Source organism: Alteromonas sp. AWJ4_199 (assembly GCF_056159165.1).
Window position 1 is genome coordinate 125,432 of record NZ_JBSWUR010000004.1, and the last position, 18,126, is coordinate 143,557.

General features: G+C 43.7%; 15 protein-coding genes and 1 pseudogene. 11 read left to right on the forward strand and 5 right to left on the reverse strand.

The window, feature by feature from the left end; translation table 11 throughout:
- Window positions 1-237: 237 nt before the first annotated feature.
- The 7 genes from ACXAER_RS18935 (at window position 238) to ACXAER_RS18965 (ending at window position 9,701) form a co-directional block, all read left to right on the forward strand.
- Complete coding sequence (locus tag ACXAER_RS18935; protein ID WP_474831942.1) at window positions 238-960, forward strand: ABC transporter ATP-binding protein; 723 nt, start codon at window positions 238-240, stop codon at window positions 958-960.
- Entirely contained in the window at window positions 957-2,399 is a 1,443-nt protein-coding gene (locus ACXAER_RS18940) for an ABC transporter permease (RefSeq protein WP_474831945.1), read from the forward strand. The genes ACXAER_RS18935 and ACXAER_RS18940 overlap by 4 nt, the downstream gene beginning before the upstream one ends.
- On the forward strand, window positions 2,396-3,712 hold the full coding sequence (locus ACXAER_RS18945) for a DUF3526 domain-containing protein (protein ID WP_474831948.1): 1,317 nt from the start codon (window positions 2,396-2,398) through the stop codon (window positions 3,710-3,712). The genes ACXAER_RS18940 and ACXAER_RS18945 overlap by 4 nt, the downstream gene beginning before the upstream one ends.
- Window positions 3,709-5,904 (forward strand): TonB-dependent siderophore receptor, encoded by a 2,196-nt coding sequence (locus tag ACXAER_RS18950; RefSeq protein ID WP_474831951.1) that lies wholly within the window; start codon window positions 3,709-3,711, stop codon window positions 5,902-5,904. The genes ACXAER_RS18945 and ACXAER_RS18950 overlap by 4 nt, the downstream gene beginning before the upstream one ends.
- Window positions 5,905-6,093: 189 nt before the next feature.
- On the forward strand, window positions 6,094-7,146 hold the full coding sequence (locus ACXAER_RS18955) for a hypothetical protein (protein ID WP_474831953.1): 1,053 nt from the start codon (window positions 6,094-6,096) through the stop codon (window positions 7,144-7,146).
- A 9-nt stretch (window positions 7,147-7,155) separates the two neighbouring features.
- A complete protein-coding gene (locus ACXAER_RS18960) occupies window positions 7,156-7,662 on the forward strand; it encodes a YfiR family protein (protein ID WP_474831955.1) in 507 nt (168 codons plus the stop codon).
- Window positions 7,662-9,701 (forward strand): bifunctional diguanylate cyclase/phosphodiesterase, encoded by a 2,040-nt coding sequence (locus ACXAER_RS18965; protein WP_474831958.1) that lies wholly within the window; start codon window positions 7,662-7,664, stop codon window positions 9,699-9,701. Before ACXAER_RS18960 ends, ACXAER_RS18965 begins: the two co-directional genes overlap by 1 nt.
- A gap of 40 nt (window positions 9,702-9,741) precedes the next feature.
- Here the strand turns inward: ACXAER_RS18965 and ACXAER_RS18970 are convergent, their stop codons facing one another.
- A complete protein-coding gene (locus ACXAER_RS18970; RefSeq protein WP_474831961.1) occupies window positions 9,742-10,692 on the reverse strand; it encodes a LysR family transcriptional regulator in 951 nt (316 codons plus the stop codon).
- A 190-nt stretch (window positions 10,693-10,882) separates the two neighbouring features.
- Here ACXAER_RS18970 and ACXAER_RS18975 point away from each other — a divergent pair, with 190 nt between their 5' ends.
- Window positions 10,883-11,713, forward strand: coding sequence for a DUF4437 domain-containing protein (locus ACXAER_RS18975; RefSeq protein ID WP_474831964.1), 831 nt, complete (start codon window positions 10,883-10,885; stop codon window positions 11,711-11,713).
- A 115-nt stretch (window positions 11,714-11,828) separates the two neighbouring features.
- Here ACXAER_RS18975 and ACXAER_RS18980 read toward each other — a convergent pair whose 3' ends face one another.
- Together ACXAER_RS18980 and ACXAER_RS18985 are read right to left on the reverse strand one after the other, a co-directional pair.
- On the reverse strand, window positions 11,829-12,635 hold the full coding sequence (locus ACXAER_RS18980; RefSeq protein WP_474831966.1) for a DUF3307 domain-containing protein: 807 nt from the start codon (window positions 12,633-12,635) through the stop codon (window positions 11,829-11,831).
- A 50-nt stretch (window positions 12,636-12,685) separates the two neighbouring features.
- On the reverse strand, window positions 12,686-13,432 hold the full coding sequence (locus tag ACXAER_RS18985) for a nucleotidyl cyclase domain-containing protein (RefSeq protein WP_474831968.1): 747 nt from the start codon (window positions 13,430-13,432) through the stop codon (window positions 12,686-12,688).
- Window positions 13,433-13,598: 166 nt separating this feature from the next.
- Here ACXAER_RS18985 and ACXAER_RS18990 point away from each other — a divergent pair.
- Window positions 13,599-13,865 (forward strand): annotated as a pseudogene (locus ACXAER_RS18990) (zinc-binding dehydrogenase); the annotation flags it as partial.
- 141 nt (window positions 13,866-14,006) lie between these two features.
- On the opposite strand, the gene ACXAER_RS18995 reads toward ACXAER_RS18990, so the two are convergent.
- Window positions 14,007-15,326, reverse strand: a complete 1,320-nt coding sequence (locus ACXAER_RS18995; RefSeq protein ID WP_474831971.1) for a sensor domain-containing diguanylate cyclase — start codon at window positions 15,324-15,326, stop codon at window positions 14,007-14,009.
- A gap of 339 nt (window positions 15,327-15,665) precedes the next feature.
- On the opposite strand from ACXAER_RS18995, the gene ACXAER_RS19000 reads away from it, so the two are divergent.
- Window positions 15,666-16,241: an exopolysaccharide biosynthesis protein gene (locus tag ACXAER_RS19000; RefSeq protein ID WP_474831974.1), complete on the forward strand. Its 576-nt coding sequence runs from the start codon at window positions 15,666-15,668 to the stop codon at window positions 16,239-16,241.
- 138 nt (window positions 16,242-16,379) lie between these two features.
- Window positions 16,380-17,153 (forward strand): DNA/RNA non-specific endonuclease, encoded by a 774-nt coding sequence (locus tag ACXAER_RS19005; RefSeq protein ID WP_474831976.1) that lies wholly within the window; start codon window positions 16,380-16,382, stop codon window positions 17,151-17,153.
- Between the two features lie 59 nt (window positions 17,154-17,212).
- On the opposite strand, the gene ACXAER_RS19010 is transcribed toward ACXAER_RS19005, so the two are convergent.
- Window positions 17,213-18,064, reverse strand: a complete 852-nt coding sequence (locus ACXAER_RS19010; protein WP_474831979.1) for a sterol desaturase family protein — start codon at window positions 18,062-18,064, stop codon at window positions 17,213-17,215.
- Between the last annotated feature and the right edge of the window lie 62 nt (window positions 18,065-18,126).

Genomic DNA, 18,126 nt, shown 5'->3' on the forward strand with positions numbered 1-18,126 from the left:
CACTAAATTCGGTAAAAATTAAAAATCATCTATAAAGGGAGGAAGCTTTGTTCTCTCAAAGGCAGCCTGAACCCAGGCGGCAAGTCATCTCGTTCATATCTTCATCAGTTTTCTATTGAGCCACAGGTTTCACAACGTGATTGGTCATTCCACTCTCACTTAAGAGTAAAACGTATTCCCATCTAATTAGTTATAATATAACATTGCTCACAAATTTCTGTTACAGCACGTTATACAATGCAAACAAATTCTGTAATATGCGCAGATGCGCTGACCGTGCGCGTTGAAAACCGCACGCTTTTAGATAATCTAAACTTCAACGTTGGTAAGGGCGAAGTTTTCGCGCTTTTAGGCGGAAACGGTGCCGGTAAATCTACTACGCTTAAAACCTTTTTAGGTTTGATGAAAGCATCTAGCGGTAGCGCTACTGTGTTGGGGCACAACGCCACTACTCACCCTAACGATGTTCAAAAGTCAGTCGCTTACTTACCTGAATCTGTAACGCTTTATGGTCACCTTTCTGGCTTAGAAAATATCCGTTACTTTCTTTCGGTAGCTGGTGTAGAAAAATCAGACAACGACATATTTGCGGCACTTCGCAAAGTAGGTCTTCAAGAAGATTCATGGAATAAGGCGTTATCAAACTACTCGAAAGGTATGCGCCAGAAAACCGCAATTGCCCTTGCTTTGTTGCGTAATGCCCCTGTGCTGTTTTTAGATGAGCCCACCTCAGGCCTAGACCCTGCCGCTATTGACGAATTTAATGCGTTGGTTTCTGAGCTAGCAGCCAACGGCGCTACCATTTTTATGGTAACCCACGACGTGTATGGTGCATGCCAGGTCGCTCACCGTATTGTGCTTTTAAGTAACGGTAAGCTAACCGGCTCTTTCGAACGTGTTGGCGATACGCCTATTGATACTGAAGCGGTACACGCAGCATTTGCAGGGCGCAAAGCATGATATTTAGTGTAGCAAAAACCATTTGTGCAGATCAGTGGCGCTATTGGCTGCGCACGAAAGTCGCTGCTACGGTACTCTTGCTAGGGGCCATACTGACCCTTGCTGCATTGGTTGTGAATGCATTTCACATTGAAGAAGCCGCGCACGCTAGAGAGCACCTTCAAACTGAAGCGGAAGAACGTTTTAAAGCACAGCCTGATAAGCACCCTCACCGCATGGTGCATTATGGTCACTATGTCTTTCGTGCCCCTACTCCATTAAGCGTAATAGAACCTGGGGTAGACACCTACACGGGTAACGCTATTTTCTTAGAAGGGCATCGCCAAAATAGCGCCATGTTTGCAGAGCAGCGAGAAACAGCCGGGCTTACCCGTTTTAGCAGCTTAACCCCTAGCTTTCTGGCGCTAGTGCTTGCTCCACTGTTTATTATCCTTATTGGTTACGGCAGCGTATCGCGAGAGCGCGAAGCGGGAACACTTACCTTGTTGTTGTCACAAGGAACGACTCGCTGGCAGCTAATGTTAGGTAAGCTATTAGCGTTAATTGCAGCTAGCGGTTTGTTTTTACTCCCTCTTCTTCTGGCATGCTTGTACGTGGCTTTTTCAAGCGAAAGCGCGCTTGTAGTACTGTTATTTTGTTTAAGTTACGCCGTTTACTTTTTGCTATGGGCGACCGTTGTAACTGCTTGTTCAGCGTTATTCGAGAAAAGTAGCGTTAGCTTCACCATGCTTATTGTTATTTGGATGGCCGCATGTGTGTTACTTCCTCGTCTTGGAAGCAGCGTAGCGACAAACGCCGCCCCCTCAATGGGCAAGCTTGAAGCGGACTTTAAAGTAGAAGAAAAGCTTCGTAGTTTAGGCGATGGTCACGACGTTAACGACCCTGCATTCAAAAAGCTAAAAGAAGATTTATTAGCGAAATACAATGTCGATTCTGTTGACGACCTTCCCGTTAACTTCCGCGGTGTTGTTGCCCAATTTTCTGAAGGCCGACAGGCGCAGGTGCTTAATGAGTTTGCCGAAAGCAGAATGGCTGAAGAGTTAGAGCAAGCACATATTGCACGTCAGTTTGGCTGGCTATCCCCTACCGTCGCCGTTCGCTCTATCTCAACACTGTTAGCAGGCACCAGCCTTGAAACCCATCATCGTTTTTTACGAGAGGCAGAAGCCCTCCGTCTTGATTTCGTTCAAGGGCTTAATAAAGTGCATGTTGAAAAGCTGGATTACAAACTCGACATGAACCGCAACGCAAGCAAAGAAGCGGCTGATAAAGCGGTTGTCGGCGCAGACAATTGGGCGTTGCTTTCGGAGTTTAATTTTAAGCCAGAAGCAGCAAGTACACGCATTTCATACGCGCTTATTTACTTTTTACAACTGTTTGTTTGGGTATGCATTACCGCCTTGCTTTTAAAAGCGGCTGTTAGGAGGTTAAACCCATGATGCGTTTTACCGATCTTAAACGTGAAGCTAATTTTGTGTTTGGTCACCGCCAATTAAAGCTTACGTTATTAGTCGTTTTTCTTTTAAGCACGGTGTCATTGTGGTCGGGTCATGCAGAAATGCAGGAACAACAAGCCACGATTGAACGTTTATTAGAAAAAGACCAAGTAGAGCGTGAAGCCGTTATCACTCATCAGTCAAACTTCGGCATGGTGGCATATTACGCGTTTCACCTGACTTATGCCCCCCCTTCCCCGTTGGCTTTTGCTGCCGTAGGCGAAAGAGATGTATTTCCTTGGAAGCATCGTATACGCATGCTTGCATTAGAAGGGCAAATTTATGAGAGCGATACAGATAACCCAGAGCTTGCGTTTTTAGGGCGTTTCGATTTTGCCTTTGTGACCAGTGTTTTGCTGCCGCTATTTATCATATTGCTACTTTACGATTTAAAAGCGAAAGAACGTGAAGCTCGTCGTTTTGATTTACTCAACGTAACTGCGCGTAATTCACATGCTATATGGACGGCACGAGTGATCGTCACCTTGGTGCCTTTAGCGCTTGTTACGCTTGTTCCGTTTGTTGTGTTCGGGTTAATTAATGGTGCATCTTTGGCTTCTATATTAACCGTTTGCGCAATAGTAATAGGTAACATTGCGATATGGAGTGCCATTGTTCTTGCGATTGGCGCCGCAAAACGTTTTGCAAATTTCAGTGCAACGCATCTTGCCTCTATTATGCTTGGGGTTTGGCTTGTGACCACCGTTATTGTGCCCGTGACCGCACACACGGTAATTAATGCGATGGTTGAAACACCTGAAGGCGGCGACATTGTGCTTACCCAACGCGAAGCGGTAAATAGCGCATGGGATAAGCCTATTGAAGACACTTGGGCTCCATTCATTGCCACTCACCCGCAGTGGGCCGACTACACAGAGTTTGACCCTGAACGAGACAGCTCATTTAATTGGAAATGGTACTACGCGTTTCAACAAGTGGGCGACCAAACGGCCAGTGACTTGTCGAAAGCCTATCAGGCAGCCACACTTCAAAAAGACAATATCGCCAGTTACGTAGCCTTGCTTTCTCCTTCCTTGCTTACGCAACGTTTATTATCAAGCGCTGCTGATACTAACGTTGAAGCTATGGTGGGCTACGAAAACGACGTACGTGCTTTTCATAAGGCGCTGCGAGAATTCTATTATTACCACCTTTTTAAAGACCCTGAATTTTCTCAGGAAAGCTTTGAAGCTCTACCACAATTTACACCAAACACTAAAACCTCACACGAAAACTGCACAGGAAAAGAAGAATGAAAACTTGTTGGGTTAAATCATCACTTGCAGCCACTATATCGGCGCTGCTCAGCACATCGGCTTTAGCACAAAGCGATGACAGCCAAAATGAAGCTGATGTTGAGAAAATTACCGTACACGGTATGCATCGCGCGTATCAAGGGGCTTTTGAATATAAAGAAGTACCTGCTGCAGCACAAGATATAGACTTAGGCTTACTTAGTGATGCCGGTGCTATTAATTTGAATGACGCACTAGACCTGTCGGCATCTGTAGCACGCCAAAATAATTTTGGCGGCCTGTGGAATAGCTTTGCCATTCGTGGCTTTTCAGGTGACGAAAACTTACCTAGTGGTTTTTTGGTAAACGGTTTTAATGCAGGTCGCGGTTTCGGCGGCCCTCGTGACCTATCAGGCATCGATCACGTTGAAGTATTGAAAGGCCCGAAAGCGGCCCTGTTTGGCCGTGGTGAACCGGGTGGCGCAATTAACCTGGTAACTAAACGTCCTCAGTTTCGTGAAGGTGGTGAAGTTAAAGCCACTTACGGAAGCTGGGAGCAAATGCGTGTTGAAGCTGACGTACAAACCGTTACAGGGGCGTCTGAAAATGTTGGTGTACGCCTAGTTGGTTTTTATGAAGACGCGGAAAGTTTTCGCGATACAGTAGAAACCGAACGTTTTGGGTTTTACCCGTCGGTAACCTGGGAAGCGTCAGCAGATACGACCGTGACTTATGAGCTAGAGTACACCGAACAAAAGATTCCGTTTGATCGCGGTGTAGTCGCTATTGACGGCGAGTTGGGCCATCAGCCCATTGAAACCTTTACTGGCGATCCGAATGGCGACACTATCGATACCGAAGTTGTAGGTCATCAAATTGAGATTTCGCACAAGCTTGCTGATGACTGGAACTTACTGTTAGGTGCTGGGCTGCGCGATACTACGTTTGAAGGTAATGCGCTTGAGAATAGCTTTGGCGGCCGTCAAACGCTATTTATCGACCCAGATCAAGCCTTGTTATCGCGCTTTAAACGCTATCGTAATTTCGAGACAGATTATCTGGTTTTACGTGGCGAAATTGCTGGTGAATTTGAAACTGGCTCACTGACCCATCGCGTAATTATTGGTGCTGACTACGACAAATTTGAAAACGATCAGGTAATTCTGCGCTATCGCCCGCCGTTTTTCTCAAGTGATACTGATATTAACGATTTAGATTTAGATCAGTACCTTGTGGTCGATATATTTAACCCTGATTACACACCCCTTCCCGATGTTGAGCTTTCTGACAATCTAGACCGCTTTGAAGTTCAAAAAGCCTGGGGCGTTTATTTTCAAGATCAAATCAACATTACCGACAAACTTCAAATTCGTTTAGGTGGCCGTTTTGATAAGTTCGAGCAGGAAATTGATAATCGCTTAGCAAGTCCAGTAAGCACAACCTCGCAAGATGATACCCGTTTCTCGCCGCAAGTAGGTGCCGTTTATGTGTTTAATGACAGTACCAGCGTGTATGCCACCTACGGCGAAGGCTTCCGTCAGTTAACAGGTTCAGACTTTGCGGGTAATCCTTTCGAGCCGAACGAATCAGAATCTGCTGAAATTGGCCTTAAAACCGATTTAACGTCTATGTTCGACAGTGTGCGCGGCGACATCACGCTTTCACTATTTAATATTGAGCAAAGCAATATCCTAGTGTTTGATGACAGTGAAGAAGCATCAGATGGCTTTTTCTTAACACCAGCAGGCGAAGCGCGAAGCCGTGGTATCGAGCTAGATATTAACGCTGAATTTGAAAATGATATTTCGCTATGGCTGTCGTACACCTTTGTAGATGCAGAAAGTACAAATGATGCAGCAGATGCTAACTTTGTTGCAGCGATTGAGTCTGGCGACCCGCTCATTAACGTTCCAGAAAACCAGCTTAGTATTCAACTGAGTAAAGGTTTATCTTTGGCTGATATGCCAGTGCGCATAGGTTCTGGGCTGTTATACGTTGATGAACGCTTGGGGCAAACCGCCACGGACTTCTACCTACCTAGCTATACTACGGTACGAGCGTTTGCTGAAATAGAGCCTGTCGAAAATCTATCGGTTAAAGTAGCAGTAGATAACCTGTTTGATAGAGAGTTTTATACTAACTCTTTCGCAGATGTGTGGGTTGAACCCGGTACTCCGCAGCGTTTTAGATTAACGGCTGCCTATCGTTTCTAAGCGCCTACGACGCTTAGCTATCATCGAAACTATTTAGGGCACTGCTTTTACGCAGTGCTTTTTTTTTAAAACCAATGAATTAAAAGTATATTTTTTCTATACCTACACTACAAAAGACTAACTTATTGTCATTAAAAGTTTTCTCGAAATACACTATAATTCACATATTGTTATTCTTGTGGCTTTCAAATGAAATATACCGTTCTGTCATCATCTATTTTCCTAGCCTCTTCTGGCCTCGCCATGGCGCAGAGTACTCCTTCAGAATTTGCAGAAATGAGCTTTCAAGATTTACTTAATGTAGATATAACTGAAACAGATATCGATACCTCCCCCCGTAAATGGTCGGTGTCTTTGCAATATAAAGCAGCGGAATTTGATGGCTACATGATTGATGACAGTGATGTATCTCGAGACGAAGTACTTTTTGTACCTGGCGAAGAAGCGCGAACTGACGAAAATTTTCCTGTTCTTCCGACTGTCATAAATCAGTATGCAAAAGTTATTCAAATAGGTTATCAGCTTCAACATGATTTCAAGTTAGGGCTTCAGATTCCGCTGATACGACAAGAAACTGACCATATCAGCGTAGTGCCAGGCTACGATGAATTTCTCATTTCATCTGAAGGATTGGGAGACGTAGTAGTTACAGGTCACTATGAATACCTATCCAACGAGCAGTACAGCGTATGGATAAGTGGTGGCATCAGTTTCCCTACTGGCTCTATTGATGAGCAGGGAGACACGCCGCGCGCAGCGGGTGATCAGCAACTTCCTTACACGATGCAATTGGGGTCCGGCACTTTCGACTTACCTTTAGAAATTGGTTATCGTAATAAAGGTGATTATCCTTTCTCTGTTTCACTATCGGCGAGAATACGTACCGGTTCCAACGACCGTGATTATCGCTTAGGCAATAATTATGAACTAAATGGTAAGTACAATTTTGTTTTAAATGAAACAAGCACGCTCTTCACCGGCGCCGAGATAAGTTACGCAGATTCTATTCATGGGCAAGACGACGAAATTACCGTAGGTGGTGCTTTCCCCTACCCGGCTGGCATAACTAATCCTGATTTATACGGTGGGACAAAAGTAAGGTTATACGCTGGACTGAACTATACGGCTACTGACTGGTTACAAATTCAGATAAATGGGAGTAAACCTGTATATCAGAACCTGAATGGCCCTCAGCCTAAAGAGTTGTGGCGATTTGGCTTTCAATTATCAACGTTGTTCTAAGCTAAAAACGTGACGGCAAAATTGACTCGTTTTTTACAAAAGCTCTCGTGGTTGCTTTTATTGCAGTGTCTTCTTGTTCCCGCAGCATTAGCTGAGCTTCAAAAAGTAGACAAGTTGAAAGCTGCCTATATGTATAACTTTACTAAATTCATCACATGGCCCAAAGAAAGCGCAGTTCCAATCTCCTTTTGTATTCATAACGATCAGGAATTAATGACTTTCCTGAAAGCACTAGTGGAATCTAGAGAGCCAAATAGTAAGTCATTGCTTGTTTTAGAGAGCGTTGATGCCCAGTCTTGCGATATACTGTATTTGACTGAAAGCGATGATCTTTTAGAGCAGCACCTAAGCCATAGTGTAATCATATCTGATATTAATAACGTATTGGCGCTCCCTGTTGTCTTCAGGTTTTATGAAGAAAATCAGAAATTGCGTTTTGAAATTGATGTAGCAGAGGCTGAGCGATTAAATGTAAAAATAAGTGCCAAGCTTCTACGAGTCGCGAGGATCAAGTGATGTTTAAACGTTCCTCGTTTTTTACCAAACAACTTCTAGCCGTCCTAGTCGTTAATTTCTTTTCGTTGTGTTTGGTAGCGGGTTTGCTTTACAACAACTTCGTCGCCGATTACAAAAGTAACTTGGTAGATGTTTTAGACAACCAATCGACTCTTCTCGCCTCAGCAACAAGTACATCAGTTCTATTTAGCGATGCTGATACCACACAAGAGTTGCTAGACGCCGCATCGAAACTTCCCGCGATAAAAAGCGCAAAAGTTTATGACGACGCCGATACCGTCATTGCAAGCTACACTATGGATGACTTTCGGGATGATGTATCTCCCTCAACCGTTAAAGAAGGCGCAACTTTCGGTAAACACCTGATTTATTACCTTAAGCCCATAGAGTTCAACGATGAAGTAATTGGTTATCTCATACTTACCGCAAGCACCACTTCGCTAGAAGAGCAGCAGCAGCACGCTATGTATGTCGTATTTGGTGTGCTCACTATAAGCATGCTATTTACTTACCTCTTTCACTGGCGACTCCAAAGGTTTCTATCAAAACCCATTCAACAGCTTATTTCTCTTGTTAAGTTTGTAGGAAGCAAACGTGAATACTCTAAACGCCTTCCTGACAAGAGAGATGATGAACTCGGTGAACTGTTTGGAGGTGTTAACCACATACTGGCCACTGTAGAACGCCATCAAGCGCAGCTGAAAGCCCAGAACACAGAATTAGAGCGTGTAGTAGAACTGCGTACTAGGCAGCTATACCAAAAAGCGAATTACGATGCGTTAACCCAACTTCCAAACAGACATTTGTTTGTAGAGAAATTAGATGAAGCTGTAGCAAAAGCTAATGCTCAAAACTCTGCGCTTTCTATTTTATTTCTCGACCTTGATAGGTTCAAACTCATTAACGACACGCTAGGTCATGATATCGGCGATGAAGTCTTGATTATTGTAGCGAAAAAGCTAACAGCAATAGTTACAGAAAAAGATTGTGTCTGCCGCTGGGGCGGTGATGAGTTTGTGATAATGCTAGAGGGCGTTGCTGAACACGATGAACTTGTTGCTTTATCTTCTGAAATTATCGAGAGTCTTAGCCAACCTATGGCAATAGGTAGCAACCAGCTTCACATTTCAACCAGTATTGGTATTGCACTTCATCAAAGAAATTTAGAGACGGGAATAGAGATATTAAAACATGCCGATACAAGCATGTATCACGCAAAAGAAAAAGGACCTGGACACTATAGCTTTTTTAATATTGAAATGCTTGAAGAGTCTTTGGTACGTCTATCTTTAGAAAGTCGAATTCGACAGGCCATTAAACTTGAAGGGGCATTCTCACTAGTGTATCAGCCTCAGGTCTGTATACGCAGCGATAAAATTATCGGTCTAGAGTCGCTGATACGCTGGAATGACGAGGGCACTGAAATACCGCCGTCTCAGTTTATACCAGTTGCTGAGGAAGCAGGTCTAATTAACCCTATTACTACTTGGGTACTTTCTGAGGTGTGTAGGCAGATTCGAAACTGGCTAGATGAAGGGCTAAATTTAGTGCCAGTGGCGGTTAATTTGCCTGCAAGCTTTTTGATACAGCTAGACTGTGCAGAGCAAATCGAAGAAGTATTAAGTAAGTATCAAGTCCCACCAAATTTACTTGAAGTTGAGCTAACCGAAAATACGTTTATTAGCTCTACAGACTTTGCACTAACGTCGCTTAAAAAGCTGAAAAAAATTGGCCTTAACATTTCCATTGATGACTTTGGTACTGGCTACTCTTGCCTTAGTTACATAGGTACACTTCCTATCGACAAGCTCAAAATTGATGGCAGTTTCGTTTCTCAATTAGGGCAATCAAGCTCTAATGACGGTATTGTTAACACCATCATAATGCTTGCGAAAAGCTTAGAATTGACCACTTTGGGCGAGTGTGTAGAAACTAAAGAGCAGCAGCAGGCCCTTACTGAAATGGGCTGTGACTCGGTCCAAGGCTATTTGCACTATAAACCGCTTAAAAGCACTGAGATAGCGGGTTTGATGCGGTAATCAGGTAATCCATGCCGAGTACTAATCACCTGAAAACGATTTAATCACAGGGCCATTCACTTTCTTTAAGTAAGCCTTTTTTTATAAGCTTGCCTCGACGGTCCTCAATGGTCAATTTCAATTCATCTCTAACTAATCTTACTGCTGGGGTGATCAGATGTCGGCTGGGTAACATTATCCACATTTCAGTTAATGGAACTTGATACTGATGCAACACCCGCTTTAACTTACCGCTTAATAAATCTTCAGCCACGTCAATGGCTGACTTTTTGGCAATACCCATACCGTCAACGCACCATCGCCTAACAATGTCTCCGTCATTCACGGCGCGGTTGCTGCGCACTTTTACCTTAATTTTTTCACTTTCTTTCACCAGTTCCCATGTGTTATGGGTTTGATCGTAAAGTTTATAAAGCAAGGCATTATGCTGAATAAGGTCGTTTGCTGTTAGTGGTTCACCGCACTTTTCAATATATTCGGGCGATGCGCAAATAACATGAGGAATATTGCACACTTTAAAACCATACATTTGTGATTCTTTTACTGCTTCTTTGGTCATTGCACGAAGCGCTACATCAACACCGTCCCGATAAAAATCTACTCGGCTATCGCTTACATGTAGTCGCAAAGAAAGTTCGGGGTTCTCACCCTGTACTTTATTCAGCAGTTCTCGCATTAAATTGCGTCCCATTTCCGAAGACATCGCCATGCGAAGCTCACCATTAACACTTTGCCTTTCCTCCGTAATGAGAGATAAACCTTGCTGGAGTGTATTTAGCGCCTGTTGAGCCATAGGTAAGTATTGTTCCCCTTCATGGGACAGCCTAATTTTGCGTGTACTTCTCACAAAAAGCGCTACGCCGAGCAGCTCTTCTAAACGCTTAATGGCCATGCTTGCAGCGGATGAACTGATATCAAGTTTCTTAGCCGCTGCCGTTATCGAATTGACTTCAGCGACTTTAACAAACACAGAAAGGTCTTCGGTTTTCATTTTTTCCTCACAGGTTTAGTCCACATACGCCCTTTAAAACATATAAAGAAAAAGCAAATGGATCACCTTCATTATCCACGTTTTCGGGAAAGTCCTTGTCGATTTTGGTCGTTTATTATCCGTCAACCAACGAATAAACTGTCATTCATTCGTTAATGACGTTAGTAGTAAGGATAAACAGGAGCTTTATATGAAACATACTGCATTGCGAAAACTAACCATGGCCTCGCTAATTGTTGGCGCTTGTGCTGCTTTTATACCCAGCGCCTATGCTGAAACTAGGGTGATAACTGCAGAAAATGTTGAGTGGGGCTATTTGAATCCGGCACGGGGTGACAAAAGCCCGGGGGCGGCCGACCTGTGGGGAGATAGAACCAAAGACACAACTACCGGTATGCTAGTGCGATTTAACAATGGCTTTGAATCGCCGCCACACATTCACAATATCACCTATCGCGGTATTGTTATTGAAGGTGAAATGCATAATGACGACCCAAATGCCGCTAAAATGTGGATGCCAACAGGCTCGTTTTGGACGCAGCCTGCGGGTGAAGATCACACTACAGCAGCAAATGACAAGACTAACCTAATTTACTTGGAAATTGATGAAGGTCCGTATTTAGTTAAACCGTCAAAAGAACATTTCGACAATGGTGAACGACCTATCAATATTCATGCAGATAATATGGTATGGCTACAAAAAAGCGACCTTGTAAATATAGCGGCCGACGGTGTTTCTGTTGCCTATTTGTGGGGCGAGACAAGTAGTGTATACGGCACCCTTGTCAAGCTTCCCAAAGGATTTAAAGGTTCAATAAAATCTAATGGTGATGAATTCAAGGCAGTGGTTATCAAAGGAAGCCTCATTTACAGCCAAAACAACGCCTCCAGACAGATCGAGTTAAACGCAGGAAGTTATATCGAGTCATCAACTGCTGCACACCATTCTGTTGAAAGCGCAAACCAGAGCGCAACCATTGTGTACTTAAGAACGTCGTCAAAATTTAGCGTTACAGATTAGTACGTTTTTTCCGCTCACGTACGCGGGGCATATCCCCTATGCTTCGCGTATTTTCTAGGCATTGAGCAATCATCGTCAACAAGCCTTTGCAAAAGCAGTAAATTAAGGTGGTTTGTTAAGACTTTATGGGTAACTGCCCTAATGCCGCTGCGCATGCCAAGCCAATGGCAAACGTCATCGCCACACTGGTGAAGGTGCCCAGAAGCACATATTCAGTTAGCTTCCTGTCCTGGTGTTTAGTGAGGTCGCCAAAGCGAAATATAGATTTAGCCGCAATAAGAAAGCCTATCGCAGAAAACTGATTTAGCAATACAAAGGTAAGCATGAGTACGCGCTCTAAATAGCCAATTCGTTGACCTGCCAGTGATAAAGTTTGTTGTGCCTCTGTACTTATTGTGGGCGGATCATTGGGGTGAGAAGACGGCATTTTGTTAGCTAATACTTCATCGCTCCAAGGCGACAGCAGCTGTTTAATAATAACTGAACTGGGCTTGAGTACCGCCAAATAGGCCAAGACCACTAATAGATGTGATGTACCTACCTGCTGAAGTAGTCCCACTGCCTCGCGCCACTGATTGGTGGCATACAAAAATACGCCTAAGATCACGGCAATGTGCGCTATTTGATCGACAACAAAAGACATAGTGTTTTGCTTACAATACGATTTAATAACGTCAATTTTGAAGTGAGAAACGGCGACTACAATTGCACTAAAACCTATACTTGCGATACTTATCGTTGATGAAAACAAGAACATTGCTGCTGCCGCGAGTATACCGTGTATGATTGCGTGTAGGTATAAGGGCAAAGCTAGTGCGTGTCGTTCGTTTCTTTGCTGTACCCAGGAAAACGGTTGAAAATAAAAGTCTGCTAATAAATGTGCTAACACGAGTGCTACCAGCAGTTGAGGTTCAGCAAGCATGTCGCTCTCCTGTCACAAATATCATGATTTTTGTGTTAGCTGTCATCACGTTAGTCTTCCTTGGTCAATTGTTCCGTTTTTGATGAGGCTCCATCTTGAGTCCATAAAATGAGCACTTTCTCCATATAGTCGAGATATTCTGCTATCAGTTTATAGTTACTGGCATTGAGGATTCGACTTACATTACTGCGATTTTTATCTAGTATGGCCGCAACACTCTCATGGCTTTTATCCGTGGCTTCAAGGTACGCGAGTAAGGTTTGCGACTGGGTTTGTGTCAGTCCATTGATATGCGCGTCGGCAAAACGTGTTAAGAGCTGCGTTTTATTGTCGAGTGTTTGTTCACCGCTACAAAAAGTAAGATGGTGCGGCTTTATGTTATCTAACCCTCGCCCTGACAACACAAAAGCGTCTCCTGTGCCTGTTTTTACTTCTGAAGGGCGAAATTGCGCTTCTCCCACAGCAACACTCATTCGCACATCTACACCTGACGCGTGCGCCTTAAGTGCTAGACGCAATCCAACTGCGACTGCAATGCTATGTTGTGGTTGTTCAACAACTAGCTGGAACGCGTCTCCTCGATAAATGTCAAAGTCTCCACCGTAGTACTCGGCATAGTATGTTAAACGCTCTCTCAGCGTAGCAATTATCTCTCTGAATTCAGCATCAGAATAAGACTGAGAGTTGGAGACGTCACCGGTAATCACACCAGCGCATTTTTTTGTATTACTTGTTAAAGCACTTTTTCTAGTCATATCACTATGCGCCGCGTTGTCTTTTCTGCTTTCAATAAGCACTTTTTCCCGTTCAGACGCCCACTATGACACGCTACTATATCAAATTCAAAAACAATCACACAATACAATGTGACCATTATTAATCACAAAAGCGGATGTGATTGAATTAAGTAACAAAAAGCGAAATGTAATAGAGGACGCATTGGAGAGAGTATGATCACAGAGCCATGCCCATGCCGCAAACTCAACCATGGCAGATGAGGAGCTCGCGTCTTTTCCCTGCTCTTATTCGACTGCCGAAAACTTGCTACACCGTGCAAATGTAAAAGAAGGTGAGCAGGTATTCATTACGGGGTCATCGGGTGGCGTAGGCTCAGCGGCAGTTCAGCTAGCGAAAGCGAGAGGCGCATACGTAATAGCGGTAACAAGTGAAGAAAAACGCGTCACTCTAGAAGCATTAGGCGCCGATGAAACCGTGCTGCGCGATGGTGACTGGGCAAGATGGAACTAATAGTTAGAGAAAACATAATCTAGTACGGTAGGTTTAATTTCGCCAGCGTTATTTACATGGTAAGTGTTTTGAAGCCGGACTGGGCTAAACAAAAGTGTGAAGTAAAATGTCAGAATTTGGCCTTTATACGGAATAAAGTTTAGCGCAGTTTCTTCCGGACGCCTTAGCTTGATAAAGGGCTTTGTCTGCCTGCTGAACCAGCGATAAAGCAGTCTCTTTACTTTGCGAAGCAGCATCATGGCGTAATGGATTCAGCTCCATAGACGCCATACCGATACTTACCGTAAGTTTACCGTCATAGTCCGACGCCCGATGTGGGATATCTAGAAACTTCACGTTTCGAATAATTCGTGCAGCGATAGCGTGGAGTTCATCAAGCCGAGTATTAGGTAAAATAACGGCAAATTCTTCACCGCCATAGCGGGCAACTAGATCGTCACTACCTAAGCAGCTATTAGTTAATGTATCGGCAATTTTTTGTAATGCCGCATCGCCAGCCACGTGACCATAAGCATCGTTAAACTGCTTGAACAAATCCACGTCAATAAGCAGTAAGCTTAGCGCCAAGCCTTGTTCTTCACATCGCTCCACATCTCGCTGCAACGTACTGTCAAATAACCTTCTGTTTGCAATGCCTGTCAAGCCATCAATATTCGCTAAACGTTCTAGTTGCTTATTAGCGTCAAGCAGATCGGTTTGCGCTTTTTGAAGCGCTTTTCGGTTGCGTAGACTTTGTAATGTGTTACCAAGCATCTCGCCTATTCGGCGCAAATATTCAATATCAAATGCGTTCCATGAGTATGGGCTGCCTATAATGTCACAGCCAATGAAACCGTAAATAGTATCGTCCACCATAATACGGACACACAAAATAGAGAAAATTCTCTCTTCTTCAAAAACGAGTTTTTCCGCCGCAGCCTCTTCAGGAAGCGTCGTTACATCATCAACTTTAAACATTCCATTAGAAATATGGGAAATGAAAAAGGGTAGCGAACTCGTTGGTATGTTCTGAAGTTCATCAATAAAAGGCGTTACACCTGCGGCAACCCATTCGTGAGTATTAGACATACATTCACCATCATCGCTAAACTCAAAAAGGTAGCATCTATCTACATCACAGAACTTACCTAAGGCAGCCAAAGCTTGATCAATAATGCCGTCGAGTTCATAAACACTGGCTGTAATGAGCTTGGATGAAAAATTAGTGAGAAGCTGATTGAAGGATATATGCTTGCTTACTGCTGAACTTTTACTGTTATCGCTGAATAATGCTGTAAAGTTTGTTTTAATCTGTAACACAACCCAATCCCCTACAGGAGTGGTTACCACGCCACTTTCAACAAAACAGTTCATTGTCCTAGAACCTGTTTGAAGTCTGTAGTGCTGCGCTACTGCCTGCCCCTTTTCTGCAAGCACAAATGGCGACTTACCTGGGGAAATCATTTCTTTTGTTTCGAGGTCAAAAAAATTAAAAGAATGCGTATCAACAAAAGTAGATTGTCGTATCCCGAAATCCCGTTCAAAGCCCTTACTGACATGAATGCTGGCCGACTCTGGGCACTTGAATAAAATGCTCGAGGGCATTTGTCTCAGAATGGAAAGTATATCTGTCGAATTCAATTTGAATCTCACGAACTTCTATTCAGTAAATGTAGCAGTTAATCTTTAACTAGTGAAAAATCTATTTATCCCACGACGCGCACCGGCACTTCATTAAACTTATTTAACGAAAAAGCGTAATGATAAGTATAGCGATTATTAAATTGGAATTTGTAGGCGAATATGGGAAATTCAATTGTTGAATTAATGGATAACATGTACAGCGAGAGCGAAAACACTACGTCACTAGGTGAGGTAATAGAACGCTTCGAAGACAGGGGTTTTGGCCCCCTCTTATTGATGCCAGCCCTGATCGCTCTGCTTCCCACTGGCGCCATCCCAGGCGTACCCACGCTGTGTGGAATCACTTTATTTTTTATATGTTCACAAGTCGCCATAGGAAAAACCAGTCCGTGGCTTCCAACATTTATTAAAAATAAAGAGGTATCTACTAACAAATTAGATAGCGTAGTTGAAAAAGCCAAGCCTTATGCGCAGAAAGCTGAAAAGCTATTAAAACCTAGGCTTACCTTTCTTTCACATACCCCATCAAAGAATATTATTGCGGCATATTGCGCGATTGCATCACTTTGCATGATACCTCTGGAGGTACTGCCCTTTGCAGTAGCCTTGCCCGCTTTTGCGCTATGCGTTACCGCGCTTGGAGTAACCAACCGTGACGGCGTCTTTCTTATTATTGGTATGCTGCTTCAATTAGGAACCGGATACTTGGTGGTCAAGGCATTAGCGATGATGTAACACTGAGTACTAACTAGAGCCCCCCTACTTTAGGCGACAACCACTTGTTTTGTCGTGGTTTTTACGTACTATTCGTGAAATTAAACAACTGTATCTTGGTACAGATTATTACTTTCATTAGAATAGAGCCGAAAAATAATGAAGAGACTTATTGCCGTACTTCTTGCTGTATCATTTGTTTTCCCCGCGTTTAAAGCCTTTGCTGAAAACTGTGTATTCAGCTGCCCTATTGGACTAAGTGGGCAAACCATAACTCGCTCCATTTATACGCTGAATAATAACCCACAAACAAAGTTTGCTAATTGGGTGGCGTATCATGTTACGCCCGAGACTATTGATGGCCCTTCTAGAAGCCGTAACTGGAAAGCAGACCCTGAGTTGGATGATGAAAGCACATTAGAGCCCAATGACTATAAAGGTGCGTGGCGCGGTATAGGCACAGACAGAGGTCATCAAGTTCCTCTTGCCTCCTTTAGTAACTCACCGAATTGGCGAGAGTTGAATTACCTTTCAAATATTACGCCTCAAGACTCTGATTTGAACCAAGGTCCATGGGTTAAATTAGAAAATGCTGTACGCAGCCTAGTGAGAACAGGGCAAGATGTGTATGTGGTTTCAGGCCCACTTTACGAAACATTTTTCGCTGCGTTGCCCGGTGCCGATGAGCTGCATAGTATCCCTAGCGGTTATTTCAAAGTCATCGTGAGTGAAGTTAACGGTTTAGTGGAAGCGTCTGCGTTTATCATGCAGCAAAACGCCTCTCGCCGTGATGATTACTGCACAACACAAGTTACCATTGATGAAGTGGAAGCGAGAACCGGGTTAGATATTATGCCAGTATTACCCGATGAACGTGAGGAAACTATTGAAGGCAGGCTTGGTAAGCTAGCGATGCGACTTGGCTGTAGCTAAGCCTTTCTTGGGCATAAAAACGTGTAGCTATCATTAATAGACAGCCTTTTTGTTGGTAACTAGTTGCTTTTAAAAGGTTGCAGTAGCAAGGCGCGAATTGAAGCATTTTCTTTTGTCGCAGGTACATCCTGTTGGCCTATGGAAAGTGTTTCGTCGCTTTGCTTCGCTCTAGGGGTAAAGCTTTTAAAAAGCCTGTCCCACCAAGATACACTGAAGCCATAGTTAGAATTTGATTCTGCCTTTACTTGGCTATGATGTATGCGATGCAAACGCTGGGTAATAAGCACCCAACCCACTCTGTCGTCCCACTTTTGCGGCAATCGAATGTTAGCGTGGTTAAATAGCGCAAACCCATTTAGTGCAACTTCGAAGATAACTATAGCAATTGCTGGTATGCCTAATACCGCTACTGCCAAAGCCTTTACGCATAGGCTAATAGCAATTTCCACGGGGTGAAATCTAAGACCTGTAGTGGTATCTACATGACTATCAGCGTGATGCATTTTGTGGAAGCGCCATAGAAGAGGCACCGTATGAAACAACCGGTGCTGCCAGTAAATGAGCATATCTAGTAGCAGTACACTTGCCACCACAATAACAGCAAAGAAAGCGCTGTCGTATTGGCCATTATTCAATTGGCCAGTGGATGAAGAAGCACTGTATGATTGCTCTAGCATGAAGTTAAACAGCCCAACACCTTCTTGCTGAGCCCATATCGACACGCCTACTAAGGTTGCGGGAAGTAAAACTCTCGATACTAGTGCGCCCATCACCACCATGGAAAGGTTTCCTACCCAGCGTGTTTTTCTATTTAGTACAGCATTGCGCGCAGGAAACAAGGCTTCCAGTACCGCCATAAAGGCAAAGATACCTAGAAATACACTCAGGCGAATAACAGATGCATTATCCACTGTAGTTCTCTTTTCGTTTTAATTTCATGTTTACTTCTTAACGACTAATTACCCTTGTGCAC

Coding starts and splice junctions, on each gene's coding strand:
- ACXAER_RS18935 (WP_474831942.1), top strand. CDS start 238: ATGCAAACAAATTCTGTAATATGCGCAGATGCGCTGACCGTGCGCGTT.
- ACXAER_RS18940 (WP_474831945.1), top strand. CDS start 957: ATGATATTTAGTGTAGCAAAAACCATTTGTGCAGATCAGTGGCGCTAT.
- ACXAER_RS18945 (WP_474831948.1), top strand. CDS start 2,396: ATGATGCGTTTTACCGATCTTAAACGTGAAGCTAATTTTGTGTTTGGT.
- ACXAER_RS18950 (WP_474831951.1), top strand. CDS start 3,709: ATGAAAACTTGTTGGGTTAAATCATCACTTGCAGCCACTATATCGGCG.
- ACXAER_RS18955 (WP_474831953.1), top strand. CDS start 6,094: ATGAAATATACCGTTCTGTCATCATCTATTTTCCTAGCCTCTTCTGGC.
- ACXAER_RS18965 (WP_474831958.1), top strand. CDS start 7,662: ATGTTTAAACGTTCCTCGTTTTTTACCAAACAACTTCTAGCCGTCCTA.
- ACXAER_RS18970 (WP_474831961.1), bottom strand. CDS start 10,692: ATGAAAACCGAAGACCTTTCTGTGTTTGTTAAAGTCGCTGAAGTCAAT.
- ACXAER_RS18975 (WP_474831964.1), top strand. CDS start 10,883: ATGAAACATACTGCATTGCGAAAACTAACCATGGCCTCGCTAATTGTT.
- ACXAER_RS18980 (WP_474831966.1), bottom strand. CDS start 12,635: ATGCTTGCTGAACCTCAACTGCTGGTAGCACTCGTGTTAGCACATTTA.
- ACXAER_RS18995 (WP_474831971.1), bottom strand. CDS start 15,326: ATGATTTCCCCAGGTAAGTCGCCATTTGTGCTTGCAGAAAAGGGGCAG.
- ACXAER_RS19000 (WP_474831974.1), top strand. CDS start 15,666: ATGGGAAATTCAATTGTTGAATTAATGGATAACATGTACAGCGAGAGC.
- ACXAER_RS19005 (WP_474831976.1), top strand. CDS start 16,380: ATGAAGAGACTTATTGCCGTACTTCTTGCTGTATCATTTGTTTTCCCC.